Here is a 17,821-nt window from a genome sequence, read left to right on the forward strand (position 1 = left end):
TCTAATGCGCCTGGTTCCTCCTGCCAGTCCCATCCGATCCCCAATCGGCCCCCGATTGGCCCCCAATTAGCCTATGATCAGGCCCGCGCCCGCACCCGCGCCGGCAGTCTCAGCACCGACAGCGCCAGCCCGGCGAACACCAGCAGCCCGCCGGCCAGCTTCGCCGTGGTGAAGGTCTCGCCCAGCAGCAAGGCGCTGGAGCTCATGCCGAAAATGGGGACGAGCAGCGAGAAGGGCGCGACGAGGCTCGCCGGATAATGCCGCATCAGGAAACCCCAGGCGGCGAAACCGAACAAGGTCGCCCCCGCCGCGATGTAGATCAGCGAGCCGACTCCGACCAATGTCAGGGAGGTGAAGGCATGGGCGATGCGGTCCGGCCCCTCCAGCGCCAGCGACATCGCCAGCAGCGGCAGCGGCGGAACGAGGCTGACCCAGACCATCAGGCTGAACAGGTCGGGGGCCTTGGCCTGCTTCATCACGATGTTCGCCACGCCCCAGGCCGCCGCCGCCGCCAGCGTCAGCCCAAGGCCGAGCAGCGAGTCGCCGGCCGGCATCTCCAGCGCGATCAGCCCGACGCCGGCGAAGGCGACGGCCATGCCGCCGACCTGACGCGGCCCCGGCCGGTCGCCGAGCGCGAAGGCGGCGAAGATGGCGGTAAAGAAGGCCTGCGCCTGCAACACCAGCGAGGCAAGCCCCGCCGGCATGCCGACGTCGATGCCCAGGAACAGCAGCGGGAACTTGACCACGCCCAGCATCACGCCGATGCCGACGACATAGCGCCAGGGCACCGGCGGCCCCTTGCCCCAGCCCAGCACCACCACCGGCAGCGCCGCCAGCGCGAAGCGCAGGCAGGAGAACAGCAGCGGCGGGAAATCGCGCAATCCGACCTTGATCGCGACGAAGTTCAGGCCCCAGACGGCGGCAACCGCCACGGCAAGCAGGATGTGGGAAGCGCGCATGATCCGAAGGCTAAACGGGCCCCGCCGGGCCGGTCAATCGGCGGCGGAGCGCGCGGCCTGCTTGGCTGACCTGCGCGTCAACCCCGCGGGTGGAACCGGCCTCACGACTCCGCGTGCAGGATCCGGCATTCGTCCGATGCGTTGATCGCCCAGGACGATCCCGACAGCAGCATCGTGCCGATATCTCCCAGACCGCTGCTGCGGAAGCTGACGCGGTGGGAGCGGGCGAGCGGTTCCATCTCCTCCAGGAATCCCTTGGTCGGCACGGCGACATAGAGGCTGCCGTTGGAAAGGCCGCGGGCGCTCAGGGACAGGCGCGGCCCCAGGTCGGACATCACCGCCAGATCGTAGCGTTCGCCGGGCTTCACCGTCGCCCCGCTGTCCGACGGGGTGAAGCCCGACAGGATGAAGCCCGATTCGGCGGCGGCGGTGCGGAAGCTGAGGCGCGGGGCGGCGTTCTGGCCGACCGGAATGCCGCGCTCCGCAACGCAGAAGGGCTTGCCGCCGGGGGGCGTGTGGATGGTGACGGTCCAGCCCTTGCCCGAGCTGAAGGGTTTGGACGGCCCGTCCGGCAGCCCGGCCGCGGGCGGGGCCGCGGCCGGCGGCGGCGGCACGGTCTCGCAGGCCGACAGCGCCAGCGCCAACCCGGTCAGCAGCGCCCCGGTCAGCAGGGCCGAAGGCGTCGCCGTCCCGACGGCAGGGCGGTCCCGCAGGGCCAGCCGCAGTCGGACGACGGGTGCAAGGTGCTGCCGATCCATCGCGGCGTCCTCCCCATCCCTGGAACGTGTTGCGGCGACTTCCATACCACGTTCGCATGCCCCCGCGCGACCGTCGCGGGAACCGTCCGGGCTGTGCTAGAACCAGGGGCCCTGTCGCAGCAAGCCCCCGGTTGCCATGCCCCACGCCGACTTCATCCACCTGCGCGTCCATTCCGCCTATTCGCTGTCGGAAGGTGCGATCAAGGTGAAGGAGCTGGTCAAGCTCTGCCTGAAACAGCAGATGCCGGCCGTCGCGGTCACCGACACCGGCAACCTGTTCGGCGCCCTGGAATTCGCGCTGGCCGCGTCCGATGCCGGCTTGCAGCCGATCATCGGCACCGTGCTGGGCATCACCCGCGTCGGCCCGGCCCAGACCAAGCCCGGCCTGCCCGGCAAGGCGGCGGCCACCCCCGACCAGCTCGTCCTGCTCTGCCAGAACGAGGAGGGCTACCGCAACCTCGCGGCGCTGGTGTCCAAAGCCTTCCTGGAGTCGGACCCGCTGGCCGGCCCCCAGGTGACGCTGGACGCGCTGGACGGCCATTCGGCCGGGCTGATCGCGCTGACCGGCGGCCCCGGCGGCTCGGTCGGCCGGCTGCTGCACGAGGGGCAGAAGGATCTGGCGCTCGACGTTCTGGAGCGGCTGAAGCGGCTGTTCCCCGGCCGCCTCTATGTCGAGTTGCAGCGGCACGAGGGCGGGCGCGGCCATTTCGCTGCGGCTGAGAACGCCATCGAACCGGCGCTGATCGACCTCGCCTATGCCCACGACCTGCCGCTGGTCGCCACCAACGACTGCTATTTCGCCACCGCCGACATGTACGAGGCGCACGACGCGCTGATGTGCATCGCCGAGGGCGCCTATCTCAGCCAGGAGGACCGCCGCCGGCTGACCCCCGACCACCGCTTCAAGTCGGCGGAGGAGATGCGGCTGCTGTTCGCCGATCTGCCGGAGGCGCTGGACAACACGGTCGCCATCGCCCGGCGCTGCTCCTTCCTGCTGAAGCCGATCAAGCCGATCCTGCCGCCCTTTGCCTGCGAAGGCGGCCGCACCGAGGACGACGAGCTGCGCGCCCAGTCGCGCGCCGGCCTGGAGATGCGGCTGGAGAAGGTCGTCTACACGCCCGACATGACCCCGGAGCAGCGCGCCGAGACGAGGCGGACCTATTTCGAGCGGCTGGAGTTCGAGCTGGACGTCATCGTCAAGATGAAGTTCCCCGGCTACTTCCTGATCGTGTCGGACTTCATCAAATGGGCGAAGAACCAGGACATCCCCGTCGGGCCGGGCCGCGGTTCGGGCGCCGGCTCCGTCGTCGCCTGGGCACTGACCATCACCGATCTCGACCCGCTGCGCTTCGGCCTGCTGTTCGAACGCTTCCTGAACCCGGAACGCGTGTCGATGCCCGACTTCGACATCGACTTCTGCCAGGACCGCCGCGAAGAGGTCATCCGCTACGTCCAGAACAAGTACGGCTACGACCGCGTCGCCCAGATCATCACCTTCGGTAAGCTCCAGGCCCGCGCCGTGCTGCGCGACGTCGGCCGCGTCCTGCAGATGCCTTACGGGCAGGTCGACAAGATCTGCAAGATGGTGCCGAACAACCCGGCCAACCCGGTGACGCTGCAACAGGCGCTCGACAGCGAGGAGATGCTGCGGCAGGCGCGCGACGGCGACGACACCGTGCGCCACCTGATCGACATCGCGCTGAAGCTGGAAGGTCTCTACCGCCACGCCTCGACCCACGCCGCCGGCGTGGTGATCGCCGACCGCCCCTTGCAGGAGCTGGTGCCGCTCTACCGAGACCCGCGGTCGGACATGCCGGTCACCCAGTTCAACATGAAATATGTCGAACAGGCCGGTCTGGTGAAGTTCGACTTCCTCGGCCTCAAGACGCTGACCGTGCTGAAGACCGCGGTCGACCTGATCCCCGAGAAGCCTGACCTGACCACCGTCCCGCTGGACGACGAGAAGAGCTACCAGCTGCTCAGCCGCGCCGAGGCGACCGGCGTGTTCCAGCTGGAAAGCTCGGGCATGCGCGACGTCCTGCGCCGGCTGAAGCCGAACCGGCTGGAGGACATCATCGCGCTGGTGTCGCTCTACCGCCCCGGCCCGATGGACAACATCCCGAAATACATCCGGGTGAAGAACGGCGAGGAAAAAGCCGACTACATGCATGACAGCCTGGAAGGCATCCTGAAGGAGACCTTCGGGATCATGATCTACCAGGAACAGGTCATGCAGATCGCCCAGGTGCTGTCCGGCTATTCGCTGGGCGGCGCCGATCTTCTGCGCCGCGCCATGGGCAAGAAGATCAAGGAGGAGATGGACAACCAGCGCAAGATCTTCTGCGACGGCGCGGAGTCGCGCGGCGTCAAGGCCGATCTGGCCAGCATGATCTTCGATCAGGTCATGAAGTTCGCCGGCTACGGCTTCAACAAGTCCCACGCCGCCGCCTACGCCCTGGTCGCCTACCACACCGCCTATCTCAAGGCGAACCACCCGGTGGAGTTCATGGCGGCGTCGATGACGCTCGACCTCGGCAACACCGACAAGCTGAACGTCTTCCGCCAGGAACTCGCCCGCCTGCGCGTCAGGCTGCTGACCCCGGACATCAACAAATCCGATGCGATCTTCGGGGTGGAGCAGCTGGCCGACGGGACCAAGGCGGTGCGCTATGCGCTGGCCGCCGTCAAGGGCGTCGGCCAGCCTGCCATGAAGGCGGTGGTGGAGGAGCGGCGAAAGAACGGCCCGTTCAAGAGCCTGTTCGACTTCGCCCGCCGGCTGGATCTGAAGACCATCAACAAGCGCCAGCTTGAGAATCTCGCCTGCGCCGGTGCCTTCGACGGGCTGAACCCCAACCGCGCCCAGGTCCATGCCGCGCTGGAGACCATCATCCGCTACGCCCAGGCCGAGGCGGCGGAGCGCGACAGCGGCATCGGCAACCTCTTCGGCGGCGGGGGCGGCGGCCTGCCCGAACCGGAGATGCCCAAGGTCAAGGACTGGGAACCGCTGGAGAAGCTGAAGCACGAGTTCGGCGCCATCGGCTTCTACCTGTCGGCCCACCCGCTCGACGCCTATTCCGGCCCGCTCGGCCGCATGAAGGTGGTGCGCTCGGCCGATCTGGCGAACGTCGCCAAGGCCGGCGGCATGACCCGCCGCGCGATGGCCGGCATCATCGTGTCGAAGAAGGAGAAGACCTCCAAGTCCGGCAACCGCTTCGCTTTCGTCGAGCTGTCGGACGCCGCCGGCGGCTACGAGGTCACGCTGTTCTCGGAAATCCTGGCGGTCAACCGCGCCCTGCTGGAGCCGGGCAACGCGGTTCTGCTGACCGTCGATGTCCAGTTGAACGGGGAAGAGATCCGCCTGACCTGCCAGGAGATCAAGCCGCTGGAGGAGGCCGTCGCCTCGGTCAGCGCCGGCCTGCGCGTCGTCCTGCGCGACCCCGGCCCGATCGAGCATCTGCGCGCCACGCTGGACCGGCTGTCGCGCGGCAAGAGCCGCATCAATGTGCTGGTCGAGGTCGACCCGCTGAAGGAGATCGAGATCGAGCTGCCCGGCAGCTACACCATCACCGCGCAGAGCCGCTCCGCCCTGAAGGCGGTACCGGGCGTGGTGGAGGTGGCGGAGCTTTGACCGGAGCCGGATTGTGACCGGGACCGCGGCGCCCGCCTTCGGGCGCTTCATCGCCATCGACTGGTCCGGCGCGCTGGCCAAGCGCTACGCCGGAATCGCGGTGGCCGAGTGTGCCGCGGGCGACGCCGCCCCCCGGCTGGTGGAGGGCCCCCGCGGCTGGTGGTCGCGGACGGCGGTGTTCGACTGGCTGCGTGCGGAACTGCCGAAGGAGCCCGCTTTGGTCGGGATCGACTGCGCCTTCTCCCTGCCCTTCGCGGTGGCGGCGCACGGCTTTCCCGGGCGCGCGGCCACCGTCTTCGACCTGTGGGACGCGGTGGAGGAGATCTGCGCGGCGGAGCCCGACTTCGGCGGCGGTCCCTTCGCCAGCCATCCGCTGCACGGGGTCGGCTTCTGGCATGGCGGGCCGCAGCCGGACTGGTACGAGGACCCGCACCGCGCCACCGAATGGGCCTGCCGCGCCGATGGGCTGGGCCACCCGCAGAGCCCCTACAAGCTGATCGGCTCGCGTCAGGTCGGCAAGGGCGCGCTGGCCGGCATGCGGGTGCTGCGTGCCCTGCGCCACGCCCTGCCCGGCCGCCTGGCGGTCTGGCCCTTCGATGACCCGGCACCGGGCGCCAGCGTGATGGTGGAGATCTACCCGCGCCTGTTCCTGAAGCATACCGGCTTCGGCCAGCGCAAGATCCGCGACGGTGCCGAGATGGACGAGGCTTTGCACCGATTGGGCTCGCACCCATTGGAGCGGACCGGGACGGTCAGCGACCATGACAGCGACGCTCTGGTGTCGGCCGCCGGTCTGCGCTGGCTCGCCAGCACCCCGCGCGCCTGGGCGCCGCCGGGGCTGGACGACACCGCAAGGCGGCAGGAGGGGTGGATTTTCGGGGTGGGGATGGCTGGAACATGAGCGCAATCGGCGTCACGCCGGCACAGGGCCTAGCAAAACGGCCCTCGCGCCGCCCGGCAATCGACGTGGCGCGCGGGCTGGCGCTGGTGGCGATGGCGGCCTATCACGGCAGCTGGGACGCCACCTATTTCGGCCTCGCCGGCTTCGATCTGCTGGGCAACCCGCTGTGGCTCGCCGCCCGCACCGCAATCCTGTCGAGCTTCCTGCTGCTGGCCGGCATCGGTCTGGTGCTTGCGAGCCGCGACGGGATCGAGTCCGGGCGCTTCCTGCGCCGGCTGGGGCGGGTGGCGGCCGGGGCCGCGGCGGTGTCGGCGGCGTCCTATGCCCTGTTCCCCGACAGCCCGATCTTCTTCGGCGTGCTGCACCACATCGCGGTGGCGAGCGTCATCGGGCTCGCCTTCGTCCGCCTGCCCGCCATCGTGACGCTGGCAGTGGCGGCAGCGGCGGTGCTGGTCGGGACGACCCAGGGCTTCCCGCTGTTCGACAGCCCCTGGCTGCGCTGGATCGGGCTGACCAGCGTGGCGCCGGACTCCAACGATTACGTGCCGCTTCTGCCCTGGATCGGCGGAGTCCTGGCCGGCATCGGGATCGGCCGGCTGTGGCCTGGGCTGGGCGAGGGGGTGGCGGTGACAGGCCACGCCGCGCGGCTGCTCGCCTTCGGCGGCCGGCACAGCCTTGCCGTCTATCTGCTGCACCAGCCGCTGCTGTTCGGGATCGCCTGGGCCGCGGCGCAGCTGATGCCGGTGGAGACGCCCGCCGTGCGCGAGTTCCAGGCATCCTGCGTGGCGAGCTGCGAACGCGCCGGCGTGGCGAGGGCCACCTGCGCCGCCAACTGCGGCTGCGTGCAATCCGAACTGGCGCGCAACGGATTGTGGGAGGGCTTCGTCGCCAACCGCCTCAACGAGCACGACCGGCGCGGGCTGGAGGCGGCGGTCGCCGCTTGCCGCAAGCCCTGACGGCGGCGGACGGGCTCGGTCGCCCGGGCCGCGCCGGCAGTCAGACGGACTGGCGCTTTTCCAGCAGGCCGCGCAGCAGGCTGGTCAGCGTCTCGGCCAGCTTGTACTGGTCTTCGCCCGGCAGCGCGGCGATGACGCCGGCAAAGTCGTTCAGCGGGTCGTGTCGCAGCAGCTCCAGCGCCTTCGGCGTCGGGTGCAGCTGGGTGACGCGGCGGTCCTCCGGAACCGGCACGCGGACCAGCAGTTCCTTGCCCACCAGCACCTCGACCATCTGCGAGGCGGCCCCACGGGTCGTGGCGTGGAAGTCGGCGAAGGCCGACACGGTGCGCTGGCTGTTGTTGGCCCCGGCGAAATAGCGGAGCGCCGTCCACTGCGACGGCTTCAGGCCATGGGTATAGCCAAGGCTGTCGGCGATGTGGGAGATCTGCAGCATCACGTCGGCGATGGCCTGCGGCGAGGCGGCCCCCGCACGATCCGGTTCGACGAAGTCCATGGTGGCTCCGATGGCTCCGGCTCCGATCAGCGGCCGGTCCAGCGTCCCGTTGTTCCGGACCGACATCCGGCCCGCAGCAACACCGCGCACTTTTGCGAAGTCCATTTTTTCCACTCTATAAGGTTTAGTGGCTATACGATGGGCGCATCACAAGGCTGGCGGCTATCGCTGTAAGGCGGCAGCCACATCGATCATAAGATCGTCATACATACTAGCGTGGTTGAACACAAAACGGAACATCGAACACTTCACCCTTTTGTTGCAAATTGTCGCATTGGCTTGAGCCTGGCGAAGGAGGGGCGAAGGGATGGACAAGGCGCCGAAAGACCTCGAAGGCCCGGCAGTTCCAGGCGAAACGGGCATGGCGGCCATGCCTGCGGGCTATTTTGCCATGTTTCACTGGCGTAATCTTCGATTCGGCTGTATACGCGCGCGATGACCACATCCCCCGTTCCGAAGTCCGCATCGCCGGCCGCCGCTCAGACCATGGGCGCCCCGAAGGTCGGCATCGTCAGCCTCGGCTGCCCGAAGGCGCTCGTCGATTCAGAGCGTATCCTCACCCGCCTGCGCGCGGAGGGGTACGAGATCTCCCCCAGCTACGACGGCGCGGACGTCGTTCTGGTCAACACCTGCGGCTTCCTCGACAGCGCCAAGAAGGAATCGCTGGACGCCATCGGCGAGGCGATCAAGGAAAACGGGCGGGTGATCGTCACCGGCTGCATGGGCGTGGAATCGGACATGATCCGGCAAGTCCACCCCGGCGTGCTGGCCGTCACCGGTCCGCACCAGTACGAGCAGGTGGTCAGCGCCGTGCACGAGGCGGTGCCGCCGACGCACAATCCCTTCACCGATCTGGTGCCGCCGGAAGGGCTGCGGCTGACCCCGCGCCATTACGCCTATCTGAAGATTTCCGAAGGCTGCAACAACCGCTGCAGCTTCTGCATCATCCCGTCCCTGCGCGGCGATCTGGTCAGCCGGCCGATCCATTCGGTCCTGCGCGAGGCGGAGAAGCTGGCGGTCGCCGGTGTCAAGGAACTGCTGGTCATCTCGCAGGACACCAGCGCCTACGGCGTCGACGTGAAGTACAAGACGGAGAAATGGTACGACCGCGAGGTCCGCACCCGCTTCTTCGACCTGTGCAACGAGCTGGCGAACTTCGACCTGTGGGTCCGCCTGCATTACGTCTACCCCTACCCGCATGTGGACGAGGTCATCCCGCTGATGGCGGAGGGCAGGATCCTCCCCTATCTCGACATCCCGTTCCAGCATGCCTCGCCCACCGTCCTGAAGGCGATGCGCCGCCCGGCCGCCCAGGAAAAGCAGCTGGACCGCATCCGCAAATGGCGCGACGAGTGCCCGCATCTGGTCCTGCGCTCCACCTTCATCACCGGCTTCCCCGGCGAGACGGAGGAGGACTTCCAGTTCATGCTGGACTGGCTGAAGGAGGCCCAGCTCGACCGCGTCGGCTGCTTCAAGTACGAGCCGGTGGAGGGTGCGACCGCCAACGACCTGCCCGGCGCCGTCCCGGAAGAGGTCAAGCAGGAGCGCTGGGAGCGCTTCATGGAGACGCAGAAGGCGATCAGCGCCGAGCGGCTCCAGCAGAAGGTCGGCTATACGCTGGGCGTCCTGATCGACGAGGTCGACGAGGACGGCGCCATCGGCCGCTCCTATGCCGACGCGCCGGAGATCGACGGCAACGTCTTCCTGAACGGCGAGACCGGCCTGAAGCCGGGCGACATGGTCGACGTCACCATCGAGCATGCCGACGAGTACGACCTGTGGGGCAGCGTCGAGCGCGACCTCTAACCCTGCAGACGACAGACCGGAGAGCGCCATGCCCGTCACGCCGGACGATGCCAGACTGATGGACGTCCAGCAGGGCGGGCGCTGCTTCTTCTGCGACGGGTCGGTGGGGGCGAAGTCCACCTTCGACCATCTGATCCCCCAGGCCTATGGCGGGATCGACGATCCGGCCAACGTCGTGCTGGCGCACCGCCGCTGCAACCAGCGCAAGGACGACCGCCTGCCGACCGACGAGGAACTCGACCGGTTTTTCGCGCTGCGCCGCTCCAGCCGGCTCGGCGTCTGGCCGCCCCTGCGCGTCCTGCGCGACGAGGGAGAGGGAGCGGACGAGGAAGAGCGCTGGATTGCCGTGGCCCAGGCCATTTCCCGGACCATCGCCCGGCAACGGTGAGGCCGCTCGAAACCAAAGCGGCCCGATCCGGTTAACGGAAGACACCTTATATATAGAAGGAGCGTCGCCGATGACCGGCCAGCAGAACAAGCAGCCCCACACCGAAGAGACCGTCCGCCATACCGAGGGCGAGCAGAACACCGGCAACCACAAGAAGCCGGACGCCCCCGACGCCAAGGGCGCCGACCGCTTCGGCGGCACCCGTGCCGGCGCCGAGAATGTCGAGCCGAAGACGTAGGCTGCCGGAATAAGGGGCTTTTCAGGCTGGCGCCGCACCGCCGGCCTGTGCGAGATCCGGGGGACGGCATCCGCAGGCTTCATGCCGGGGGGCCGCCCCCACTTCGCACCCATGACCCGGCTTCCGTGACCAGAATGGCCCCCTCGATCTTCAAGCGATACAAGCTGCACTTCACCCGCCCGCTGCCGGGCCTGCGTCCGGGACGGCCGGAACGCGACGCCATGGTGGAACGGGTGCGGCGGCTGGCCAGCGAGAACGGCATGGCCGGCGACCTCCACACCATCGCCCCCAACGCCGGCTTCGGCATTCTGGAAGTGCGCTGTACCGAACGTCTGGCCCGCCGCCTGTCGGACCTGTCGGAAATCGAGACCGTTCAGGAGGCCTGACGCCTGGCGCCCGGCACGACAAGGGCAGCGGGCGGCGTGGCGGGCGGCGTGAAGCGCGGAGGTGGTATATGGCTGGCCGCGGCGCCCCCCTGCCCTAGGTCAGGCCCGACCGGTCCCGCAATGGCGGCACCCCCGATCGCGGCCGGCCGGACCAACCACGACCGTCAAAGGGAGACATCAGCATGGCGATGCGGCAATCGGACGCCGAATGGCGTGGCGACCTCAAATCGGGCAGCGGCAAGATGCGGCTGGGCAGCGGCGCCTTCGAAGGCAGCTACTCCTTCCCGTCGCGCTTCGAGAACGGCCAGGGCACCAATCCGGAGGAGCTGATCGCGGCGGCGCATGCCGGCTGCTTCTCCATGGCGCTGTCGGCCGGGCTCTCCCAGGCCGGCCACACGCCGACCCGCGTCCACACCACCGCCAAGGTGCATCTTGAGAAGGCCGGCACCGGCTTCGCCATCAGCCGGATCGAGCTGGAGTGCGAGGCGGAGATCCCCGGCATCGACGAGGCCACCTTCCAGGAACAGGCGAACGGCGCCAAGGCCAACTGTCCGGTGTCGAAGGCGCTGGCCGGCACCCAGATCAGCCTGACAGCCAGGCTTCTCTGATCCGTCCCGCAGGAAAGGCGCCGCCCAATGCCGGGCGGCGCCTTTCCCCGCCGGGCCCCGCGGCGGCAAGCGTACCGGTGCAGATAATGCAGCGAGCCACCGGCGGCAAAGCTGCCGCGGCGCTTCATGTCTTTCAAACCTTCCGCTCTGCCGAAGGGCAGATTGACCCCGCCGCTTCCGCCCACCCATAGTGCGGCCTTGCGTGTGCGGGAGCCCATCTTCCGTCCGCCGATCCCATCGAACGACGGTCAATGTTCATCGCAGTCCTCCGCCTTTGCCGGCCGATGTTTCTTCTGTTTGCGCTGCCGCTCGCGGCGCTGGCGACGGCTGCGGCCGCCCAGACGGCGGGAGAGGTGGGCCGGGAGTTGGGCCGCGAGCCGGTGATCCTGGCGCTGGACGGTGAGTTCGGGCTGACCAACAGCACCTCGGCAGAGGCCATCGAACGCGGCATCCTGACCGCCATCGACGACATCAACCGCCAGGGCGGCGTGCTGGGCGGCCGGCCGCTGGAGCTGATCACGCGCGAACACCGGTCGATCTCCGCCCGCGGCATCAAGAACATCCGGGAACTGGCCACCATTCCTGATCTGATCGCCGTGTTCGGCGGCCGGTTCAGCCCGGTGGTGATCGAGGAACTGCCGCTCCTGGAACAGACCCGCACCCTGTTCCTGGCGCCCTGGTCGTCGGCCGACGCCATCGTCGACAACGGCATGGAGCCCAACTACATCTTCCGCCTGTCGCTGCGCGACAGCCTGGCGATGCCCTTCCTGCTGAAGCGCGCCGCCGACCGCGGCCTGACCCGCGTCGGGCTCCTGCTGACCAACACCGCCTGGGGCCGCTCCAACCTGGAGGCCGCCAGCCGCTATCTCGCCGGCCACAAGGTCCCGGACCTGGCCGGCACCGCCTGGTACAACTGGCGCGACCGCTCGCTGCTCGACAAGTATCAGGCGCTGGCCGAGGACGGCGCCCAGGCGATCCTGCTGGTCGCCAACGACGACGAGGCCGCCGTGCTGGTGCGCGAAGTGGCCGCCCTGCCGGCGCAGCAGCGGCTGCCGATCCTCAGCCATTGGGGCGTCACCGGCGGCGACTTCGTCGGACAGGCCGGACCGGCCCTCAGCGAGGTCGATTTCACCGTGATCCAGACGGTCAGCCCCCTCCGCATCCCGCCGGACCGGCTGGCCCCGGTGCTGGAGACCGCCGGCCGGCTGTTCGGCATCCGCCGGCCGGAGGACATCGTGTCGCCGGTGGGCTTCCTGCATGCCTACGATCTGACCCGCATCCTGGCGCTGGCCATCGACCGTGCCGGCACCACCGACCGCAGCGCGGTGCGCGACGCGCTGGAGCAGGTCGGCCCCTATCGCGGCGTGATCCGCGACTTCGACCGCCCCTTCGCCCCCGGCCGGCACGAGGCGCTTGGGCCCGACGACCTGCTGATGGCACGGTTCCGCACCGACGGCGTGCTGGTCCCGGTGGATTGAGAAGACGGATGACCGATCCCACCCCCCTCGATCCGCCAGCCTACGGCAGCGTCCCGCGCACCGCGCAGCGGATGCTGACCTCCGGCCGTCTGGCGCGCCGCTTCGCGCTGGTGTCGCTGATGCTGGGCGCGCTGATCGCCATCCTGATCGGCGCCAGCCTGTATGTGGTGTCCAGCCGCCATCTGGCCCGCCAGCACCATGCCAATGTGGAGGCGAACGCCAGCCTCGCCGCCCGCCAGACCGAAGGGCTGCTGAACACGCTGGTGACCACGGTGCGCGAGTTGGCGAACAACAGCATGCTCGCCACCGCCCTGGTCGATTCCGCCGGCAAGGAAACCTACCTGATCCCCTTCCTGGGCAGCTTCAACCACATCGCCAGCGTTCCGGTCGCCCTGGTCTTCACCGATTTCGAAGGGGAGACCATCGCCGACAACGGCCGCCATGCCGATCCGCTGGCGATTGCGCCGGCCGACATGGCCTGGCTGCGCGCCGCCATCGCCGCCGGCAAGCCGGCCGCCCGCGTGGTCCAGCAGGGCGACGCGCAGTTCCTGCTGGCGGCGGAGATGCTGATCTATTCCCGCACCCTGTCGCCGGAAGGGGCGCTGCTCTACAAGGTGCCGCTCGACTTCCTGGTGCTGCATCCGGAGGCGGAGCTTCTCTATGCCGGCGATGCACCGAAGCCGCCGCCGCCCGACATGATGGCGGTGACGGTGCCGCTGACCGTGCCGGAACGGCTGGCCTCGCTGGGGCTGACCCTGCGGCTGGAGGCGCCGGAAACGCCGACCTCGGCGCTGCTGTCCTGGATGCTGCCCGCCTATGGGATGGTGGGGCTGGCCGCGCTGCTGGCGATCTATGTCGGCAGCCGCGCCGTCGGCAACCACATGACCCGCTCCCTGCGCGAACTGGAGCGGCTGGCCGGCGCCATCGCCTCCGACGGATTCACCGGCCAGCGCGCCGAAGTGCGCGGCAACGACGAGGTGTCCGCCCTGGCGCGCGGCTTCAACGCCATGCTGGACCACATCGCCGGCATCCAGCGCGACCGCGAGATGCGCGCGGCGGAGGAGATCACCATCCAGCGCACGCTGGCCGAGCGCGCCGAGCAGGCCCGCGCCGAAGCGGAAAGCGCACGCAACGAGACGGAACGCTCGCGCCAGGAAGCGGTGATGGCGCTGATGGTGGCGGAGCGCGCCAACGCCGCCAAGACGCATTTCCTGGCCGCGGCCAGCCACGACCTGCGCCAGCCGGTGCAGTCGCTGGTCCTGCTGACCTCGGCACTGGCGATCCGGCTCGGCGACCACCCCGCCGCCTCCCTGGTCGGCAGCATCGAGGCGTCGATGGACGCGCTGTGCCGCCTGCTCGACGCCATCCTCGACATCTCCAAGCTGGATGCCGGCACGGTGTCGCCCAATGTGCAGGCGGTGTCGCTCGGCACCATCTTCGCGCGGCTGGAGGGCGAATACCGCCTGCGCGCCGCGGAGAAGGGGGTGGCCTTCCGCAGCGTCCCCACCGGCGTGACGCTGAACGCCGACGCCGCGCTGCTGGAGCGGATCATCCGCAATCTGGTGGAGAACGCGCTGCGCTACACCGACCATGGCCGCATCCTGCTGGGCTGCCGCCATGCCCACGGGGTTCTGCGCATCCAGGTCTACGACACCGGCATCGGCATCCCGCCCGAACATCTGGAGCGGATCTTCCACGAGTTCTATCAGGTCTCCAACCCCACCCGCGACCGCGGCAAGGGGCTGGGGCTGGGGCTCGCCATCGTCGACCGGCTGGCGCGGCTGCTCGGCTACCGCGTTCATGTCGCCTCCCGGCCGAACAAGGGGTCCTGCTTCACGCTGGAGATCCCCACCCCGGCCCAAGCGGTCATCGAGACGCCGTCCACCCCCGCACCGGCCGAACAGGCGCCGGAGCCGGGACGCGGCACCGCCCTGGTCATCGACGACGACCCGCTGGTCCGCGAAGGCTTGACCCTGCTGATCGAGGATTTCGGCTGGAGGGTGACCGCGGCGGACAGCGCCGGCCATGCGCTGCGCCTGCTGAGCGGCCAGGACCGTCCGCCCGATCTGGTGATCGCCGATTACCGGCTGGAGGCGGGGGCCACCGGCCTGCAGGCCATCCAGGCGGTCGAGGTCGCCCTGCGCGGCCGGGGCTTCGCGGTTCCGACCAGTGTGGTTCTGACCGGGGACACCGCACCGCAGCGCATCGCCGACGCGGAAGCCAGCGGCTACCGCATCCTGCACAAGCCCATCGCCGCCAAGGAAGTCGCGCAACTGCTGAGCGACGCCGTTCTGGAGCGGACCGTAACCGAGGGTGGGCGGAAGACCGGCAGCCGGCGCAATCCGGTCATCCTGCCGGGCTGATCGCGCCGGCCCCACTCGAACCGGTTGCCCACTCGAACCAGCCCCACTCGAACCGGCTGACCGATTGAACCGGTTCGAGTGCGCCGACGTGCAGCCTCAGGTCATCTTCGACCGGATTGCCCAGCGGCGTCCACCTGCAGGACGAGCCGTTCTATCGCCCGCACCGCACTTTCCTGATACCCGTCCGCCAATCCGGCAGTCTCCTGCCGCAGATGAGCCGCCGCCGCGTCCTCAAGCACGCCCCGGGCCTCCTCCACCGTAAGGAGGCCTTTCTCGACCATGGCGATCACCAACGATTCACAAATCGAGAGAGCGGCCATCCCCGCCGCCCCATCCTCCGCCGTCATCATGCCCCCCGTGTGATTGGATGTGCTTCCGTCCGGCCATGCTGCCGGTAGGTCCAATTGCATAGGGAACAACACCATGGTCGGCTGCGCGTCACAGGCCGTTCGAGAAAAATATTTCGCTGATTAACCTATGTTGTGGCCGCCTTTGCCGAAAACCCTAAACGTTCGAGTTCACGCGGAACCGGGTCAACTGCACGTCCGTTTATCAGAGCGCCAATATTAGGACAAAGAAGGCAAAGACGACCATGACTCGCGCACCGGCGAGCCGCGCCCTGGAACCCACTCCATTGTGGCTTAAATTGAGCAGCTACCTCATCCTGTCGGATGAGGAGAAGTTGTACCTTACCGATTTGGAAAGGACAATTGCTCGTGTATCGCCACGCACCGATCTACTCCAACAGGGAGAAAGATATCGGGACGTTCGGATCATGCGGGATGGCTGGGCGATCCGCCACAAGGCCTTGCCCGATGGCCGGCGTCAGGTCGTAAACTTCGTCCTGCCGGGCGACATCATCGGCATGTATTGCACGCTGTTCGAATCCGCCGACCACAGCGTCACCACCCTGACCCAGGTCGAGGTGGCGAGCTTTCCGCCGGAGCGGATCGGCGAGATGTTCCGCTCCTTCCCGCGCCTCGCCGCGGCGCTCGCCTGGTCGGGCGCACGGGAGGAGGCGATCCTGGCCGAACGGCTGCTCAGCCTGGGCCGGCGGACGGCGCTGGAACGCACCGCCCACCTGCTGGTCGAGCTTCTGCGCCGCCTCAGCATCGTCAACATGGTGACCGACGGACATTTCGTCCTGCCGGTGACGCAGGAGATCCTGGCCGACGCGCTGGGTCTGAGCATCGTCCACATCAACCGGACCCTGCGCCGGCTGCGCGACAGCGGCCTGATCGAAGTGAACGGCCAGCGCATCACCGTCAACGACGTGCGCCAGCTTGCCTCCGTCGGGCAGTTCGACGAGCTGTACCTCCACTTGATCCGCGCGCCCCGTCGCCTGGAGCGCACCTTTTCCGGCGCCGGCGCCTGAGGCGCTGGCTTCGGCCGTTCAAATCCCCCCGAAGCCTCGGCTTCGCCTCCCGATCCGCCAGCGTCGCAGTTCCCCGTCAGCAGAGCCCTCCCCACCCTGCGGAGCGGCTCCTGGCGGGACGCCTGCGCCCGACCGATGAGTGCCGCTGCGCCCAATCCGCAGCGCTGGGGTCAACCATCGGTCCGGCAGCTATCCTCCCTGCCCGCCCAGCCTTTTCTGCGCCGCACAAAATCCGCAAAACCGCAGCTCCGGTGTATCGGTGGTGGGATCCATGCGCCCATCCGCCCTGCGGACCACCCCGGCACGCGTCCGGAATTTTCAAATCAATTCCTTGTTATAAAACGCTTTTCTGCGATCACACCTCCCCACCCCTAAAGCGACACACAATTCCTCTTTACAGTCGTTGATCTGTATCATATTTTTCCTTCAGAAATTGTTCGCTGGACGCGCAATCCATCTCGGGGATGCCGATGTACACGCAGGGTTTGGATGCCAAGACCGAGCAGGGCGCTCAACCGTCTCCCCGGCTGGTGACGGAGCAGGAAGCCGCTCTCCAGGGCCGCTTCCAGGAGCGCGTCGACGCCGAGGAGAAGATCGAGCCGCGCGACTGGATGCCGGAAGGCTACCGCCGCACGCTGGTCCGCCAGATCTCGCAGCACGCCCATTCGGAAATCGTCGGCATGCTGCCGGAAGGGAACTGGGTCACCCGCGCGCCGACCCTGCGCCGCAAGGTGGCCCTGCTGGCGAAGGTGCAGGACGAGGGCGGGCACGGCCTCTACCTCTACAGCGCTGCCGAGACGCTGGGCGTGTCGCGCGACGAGCTGGTCGGCCAGCTGCTGGCGGGCAAGGCCAAATATTCCAGCATCTTCAACTACCCGACCCCGACCTGGGCCGACATCGGCGCCATCGGCTGGCTGGTCGACGGCGCGGCGATCATGAACCAGGTGCCGCTCTGCCGCTGCTCCTACGGACCCTATGCCCGCGCCATGGTCCGCATCTGCCGCGAGGAGAGCTTCCACCAGCGCCAGGGCTACGAGCTGATGCTGGCGCTGGCCCAGGGCACGGTGGAGCAGAAGCGGATGGCGCAGGACGCGCTGAACCGCTGGTGGTGGCCGTCGCTGATGATGTTCGGCCCGTCGGACGACCAGTCGGCCCACTCCGCCCAGAACATGGCCTGGAAGATCAAGCGCTTCTCCAACGACGAGCTGCGCCAGCGCTTCGTCGACGCCACGGTGCCGCAGGCGGAGTTCCTGGGATTGACCATCCCGGACCCGGAGCTGCGCCTCAACGCCGAGACCGGCCATTACGAGTTCGGCGCCATCGACTGGACCGAGTTCAACGAGATCCTGAAGGGCAACGGCCCCTGCAACCGCGAGCGCATCGAGGCCCGCCGCAAGGCGTGGGACGAAGGCGCCTGGGTCCGCGAGGCCGCCGTCGCCCACGCCGCCAAACGCCAGCAGCGCGCCCTGAAGAAGGCCGGCTGA

At 68.5% G+C, this 17,821-nt stretch carries 16 protein-coding genes; 12 read left to right on the forward strand and 4 right to left on the reverse strand.

Annotated elements, in window-relative coordinates; translation table 11 throughout:
- Positions 1 to 77: 77 nt before the first annotated feature.
- Together VH569_RS04515 and VH569_RS04520 are read right to left on the reverse strand one after the other, a co-directional pair.
- Entirely contained in the window at positions 78 to 959 is an 882-nt protein-coding gene (locus tag VH569_RS04515) for an EamA family transporter (protein WP_423314319.1), read from the reverse strand.
- Positions 960 to 1,060: 101 nt separating this feature from the next.
- Positions 1,061 to 1,717: a hypothetical protein gene (locus tag VH569_RS04520; protein WP_423314320.1), complete on the reverse strand. Its 657-nt coding sequence runs from the start codon at positions 1,715 to 1,717 to the stop codon at positions 1,061 to 1,063.
- Positions 1,718 to 1,853: 136 nt separating this feature from the next.
- On the opposite strand from VH569_RS04520, the gene dnaE reads away from it, so the two are divergent.
- Genes dnaE through VH569_RS04535 form a run of 3 tightly spaced genes read left to right on the forward strand, consistent with a single transcriptional unit; the run spans position 1,854 to position 7,202 of the window.
- Positions 1,854 to 5,345: a DNA polymerase III subunit alpha gene (dnaE, locus tag VH569_RS04525; protein ID WP_423314321.1), complete on the forward strand. Its 3,492-nt coding sequence runs from the start codon at positions 1,854 to 1,856 to the stop codon at positions 5,343 to 5,345.
- 13 nt (positions 5,346 to 5,358) lie between these two features.
- Positions 5,359 to 6,246, forward strand: coding sequence for a hypothetical protein (locus VH569_RS04530; protein ID WP_423314322.1), 888 nt, complete (start codon positions 5,359 to 5,361; stop codon positions 6,244 to 6,246).
- Complete coding sequence (locus VH569_RS04535) at positions 6,243 to 7,202, forward strand: DUF1624 domain-containing protein (RefSeq protein WP_423314323.1); 960 nt, start codon at positions 6,243 to 6,245, stop codon at positions 7,200 to 7,202. Before VH569_RS04530 ends, VH569_RS04535 begins: the two co-directional genes overlap by 4 nt.
- Positions 7,203 to 7,242: 40 nt before the next feature.
- Here VH569_RS04535 and VH569_RS04540 read toward each other — a convergent pair whose 3' ends face one another.
- Entirely contained in the window at positions 7,243 to 7,800 is a 558-nt protein-coding gene (locus tag VH569_RS04540) for a MarR family winged helix-turn-helix transcriptional regulator (protein WP_423314324.1), read from the reverse strand.
- A gap of 381 nt (positions 7,801 to 8,181) precedes the next feature.
- On the opposite strand from VH569_RS04540, the gene rimO reads away from it, so the two are divergent.
- The 7 genes from rimO (at position 8,182) to VH569_RS04575 (ending at position 14,962) form a co-directional block, all read left to right on the forward strand.
- Positions 8,182 to 9,501 carry a 30S ribosomal protein S12 methylthiotransferase RimO gene (gene rimO, locus VH569_RS04545; protein ID WP_109047847.1) on the forward strand — a complete coding sequence of 440 codons (1,320 nt, stop codon included), beginning with the start codon at positions 8,182 to 8,184 and terminating at the stop codon, positions 9,499 to 9,501.
- A gap of 28 nt (positions 9,502 to 9,529) precedes the next feature.
- Positions 9,530 to 9,889 (forward strand): HNH endonuclease, encoded by a 360-nt coding sequence (locus VH569_RS04550; RefSeq protein WP_423314325.1) that lies wholly within the window; start codon positions 9,530 to 9,532, stop codon positions 9,887 to 9,889.
- Positions 9,890 to 9,959: 70 nt separating this feature from the next.
- Positions 9,960 to 10,127 carry a hypothetical protein gene (locus VH569_RS04555; RefSeq protein ID WP_423314326.1) on the forward strand — a complete coding sequence of 56 codons (168 nt, stop codon included), beginning with the start codon at positions 9,960 to 9,962 and terminating at the stop codon, positions 10,125 to 10,127.
- Positions 10,128 to 10,261: 134 nt separating this feature from the next.
- A complete protein-coding gene (locus VH569_RS04560) occupies positions 10,262 to 10,513 on the forward strand; it encodes a hypothetical protein (protein WP_042690341.1) in 252 nt (83 codons plus the stop codon).
- Between the two features lie 182 nt (positions 10,514 to 10,695).
- The gene (locus VH569_RS04565) at positions 10,696 to 11,121 is read left to right on the forward strand and encodes an OsmC family protein (RefSeq protein WP_423314327.1); all 426 of its coding nucleotides are present in this window, start codon (positions 10,696 to 10,698) and stop codon (positions 11,119 to 11,121) included.
- Positions 11,122 to 11,405: 284 nt separating this feature from the next.
- Positions 11,406 to 12,599, forward strand: coding sequence for an ABC transporter substrate-binding protein (locus VH569_RS04570; RefSeq protein WP_423314328.1), 1,194 nt, complete (start codon positions 11,406 to 11,408; stop codon positions 12,597 to 12,599).
- Between the two features lie 8 nt (positions 12,600 to 12,607).
- Positions 12,608 to 14,962, forward strand: coding sequence for an ATP-binding protein (locus VH569_RS04575; RefSeq protein ID WP_423314329.1), 2,355 nt, complete (start codon positions 12,608 to 12,610; stop codon positions 14,960 to 14,962).
- Positions 14,963 to 15,063: 101 nt separating this feature from the next.
- Here VH569_RS04575 and VH569_RS04580 read toward each other — a convergent pair whose 3' ends face one another.
- Positions 15,064 to 15,282, reverse strand: coding sequence for a hypothetical protein (locus VH569_RS04580; RefSeq protein ID WP_423314330.1), 219 nt, complete (start codon positions 15,280 to 15,282; stop codon positions 15,064 to 15,066).
- A gap of 455 nt (positions 15,283 to 15,737) precedes the next feature.
- Between VH569_RS04580 and VH569_RS04585 the strand changes: the two genes are divergently transcribed.
- Positions 15,738 to 16,337: a Crp/Fnr family transcriptional regulator gene (locus tag VH569_RS04585; protein ID WP_161957998.1), complete on the forward strand. Its 600-nt coding sequence runs from the start codon at positions 15,738 to 15,740 to the stop codon at positions 16,335 to 16,337.
- A gap of 470 nt (positions 16,338 to 16,807) precedes the next feature.
- Complete coding sequence (paaA, locus tag VH569_RS04590) at positions 16,808 to 17,821, forward strand: 1,2-phenylacetyl-CoA epoxidase subunit PaaA (protein WP_423314331.1); 1,014 nt, start codon at positions 16,808 to 16,810, stop codon at positions 17,819 to 17,821.

This window comes from Azospirillum sp. 11R-A, assembly GCF_049472615.1.
Lineage (GTDB): Bacteria > Pseudomonadota > Alphaproteobacteria > Azospirillales > Azospirillaceae > Azospirillum > Azospirillum palustre.

What these genes read in the sequence shown, in the direction of transcription:
- VH569_RS04515 (WP_423314319.1), bottom strand. Translation starts at nt 959, where the DNA reads ATGCGCGCTTCCCACATCCTGCTTGCCGTGGCGGTTGCCGCCGTCTGG.
- VH569_RS04520 (WP_423314320.1), bottom strand. Translation starts at nt 1,717, where the DNA reads ATGGATCGGCAGCACCTTGCACCCGTCGTCCGACTGCGGCTGGCCCTG.
- dnaE (WP_423314321.1), top strand. Translation starts at nt 1,854, where the DNA reads ATGCCCCACGCCGACTTCATCCACCTGCGCGTCCATTCCGCCTATTCG.
- VH569_RS04535 (WP_423314323.1), top strand. Translation starts at nt 6,243, where the DNA reads ATGAGCGCAATCGGCGTCACGCCGGCACAGGGCCTAGCAAAACGGCCC.
- VH569_RS04540 (WP_423314324.1), bottom strand. Translation starts at nt 7,800, where the DNA reads ATGGACTTCGCAAAAGTGCGCGGTGTTGCTGCGGGCCGGATGTCGGTC.
- rimO (WP_109047847.1), top strand. Translation starts at nt 8,182, where the DNA reads ATGGGCGCCCCGAAGGTCGGCATCGTCAGCCTCGGCTGCCCGAAGGCG.
- VH569_RS04550 (WP_423314325.1), top strand. Translation starts at nt 9,530, where the DNA reads ATGCCCGTCACGCCGGACGATGCCAGACTGATGGACGTCCAGCAGGGC.
- VH569_RS04555 (WP_423314326.1), top strand. Translation starts at nt 9,960, where the DNA reads ATGACCGGCCAGCAGAACAAGCAGCCCCACACCGAAGAGACCGTCCGC.
- VH569_RS04560 (WP_042690341.1), top strand. Translation starts at nt 10,262, where the DNA reads ATGGCCCCCTCGATCTTCAAGCGATACAAGCTGCACTTCACCCGCCCG.
- VH569_RS04565 (WP_423314327.1), top strand. Translation starts at nt 10,696, where the DNA reads ATGGCGATGCGGCAATCGGACGCCGAATGGCGTGGCGACCTCAAATCG.
- VH569_RS04570 (WP_423314328.1), top strand. Translation starts at nt 11,406, where the DNA reads ATGTTTCTTCTGTTTGCGCTGCCGCTCGCGGCGCTGGCGACGGCTGCG.
- VH569_RS04575 (WP_423314329.1), top strand. Translation starts at nt 12,608, where the DNA reads ATGACCGATCCCACCCCCCTCGATCCGCCAGCCTACGGCAGCGTCCCG.
- VH569_RS04580 (WP_423314330.1), bottom strand. Translation starts at nt 15,282, where the DNA reads ATGGCCGCTCTCTCGATTTGTGAATCGTTGGTGATCGCCATGGTCGAG.
- VH569_RS04585 (WP_161957998.1), top strand. Translation starts at nt 15,738, where the DNA reads ATGCGGGATGGCTGGGCGATCCGCCACAAGGCCTTGCCCGATGGCCGG.
- paaA (WP_423314331.1), top strand. Translation starts at nt 16,808, where the DNA reads ATGTACACGCAGGGTTTGGATGCCAAGACCGAGCAGGGCGCTCAACCG.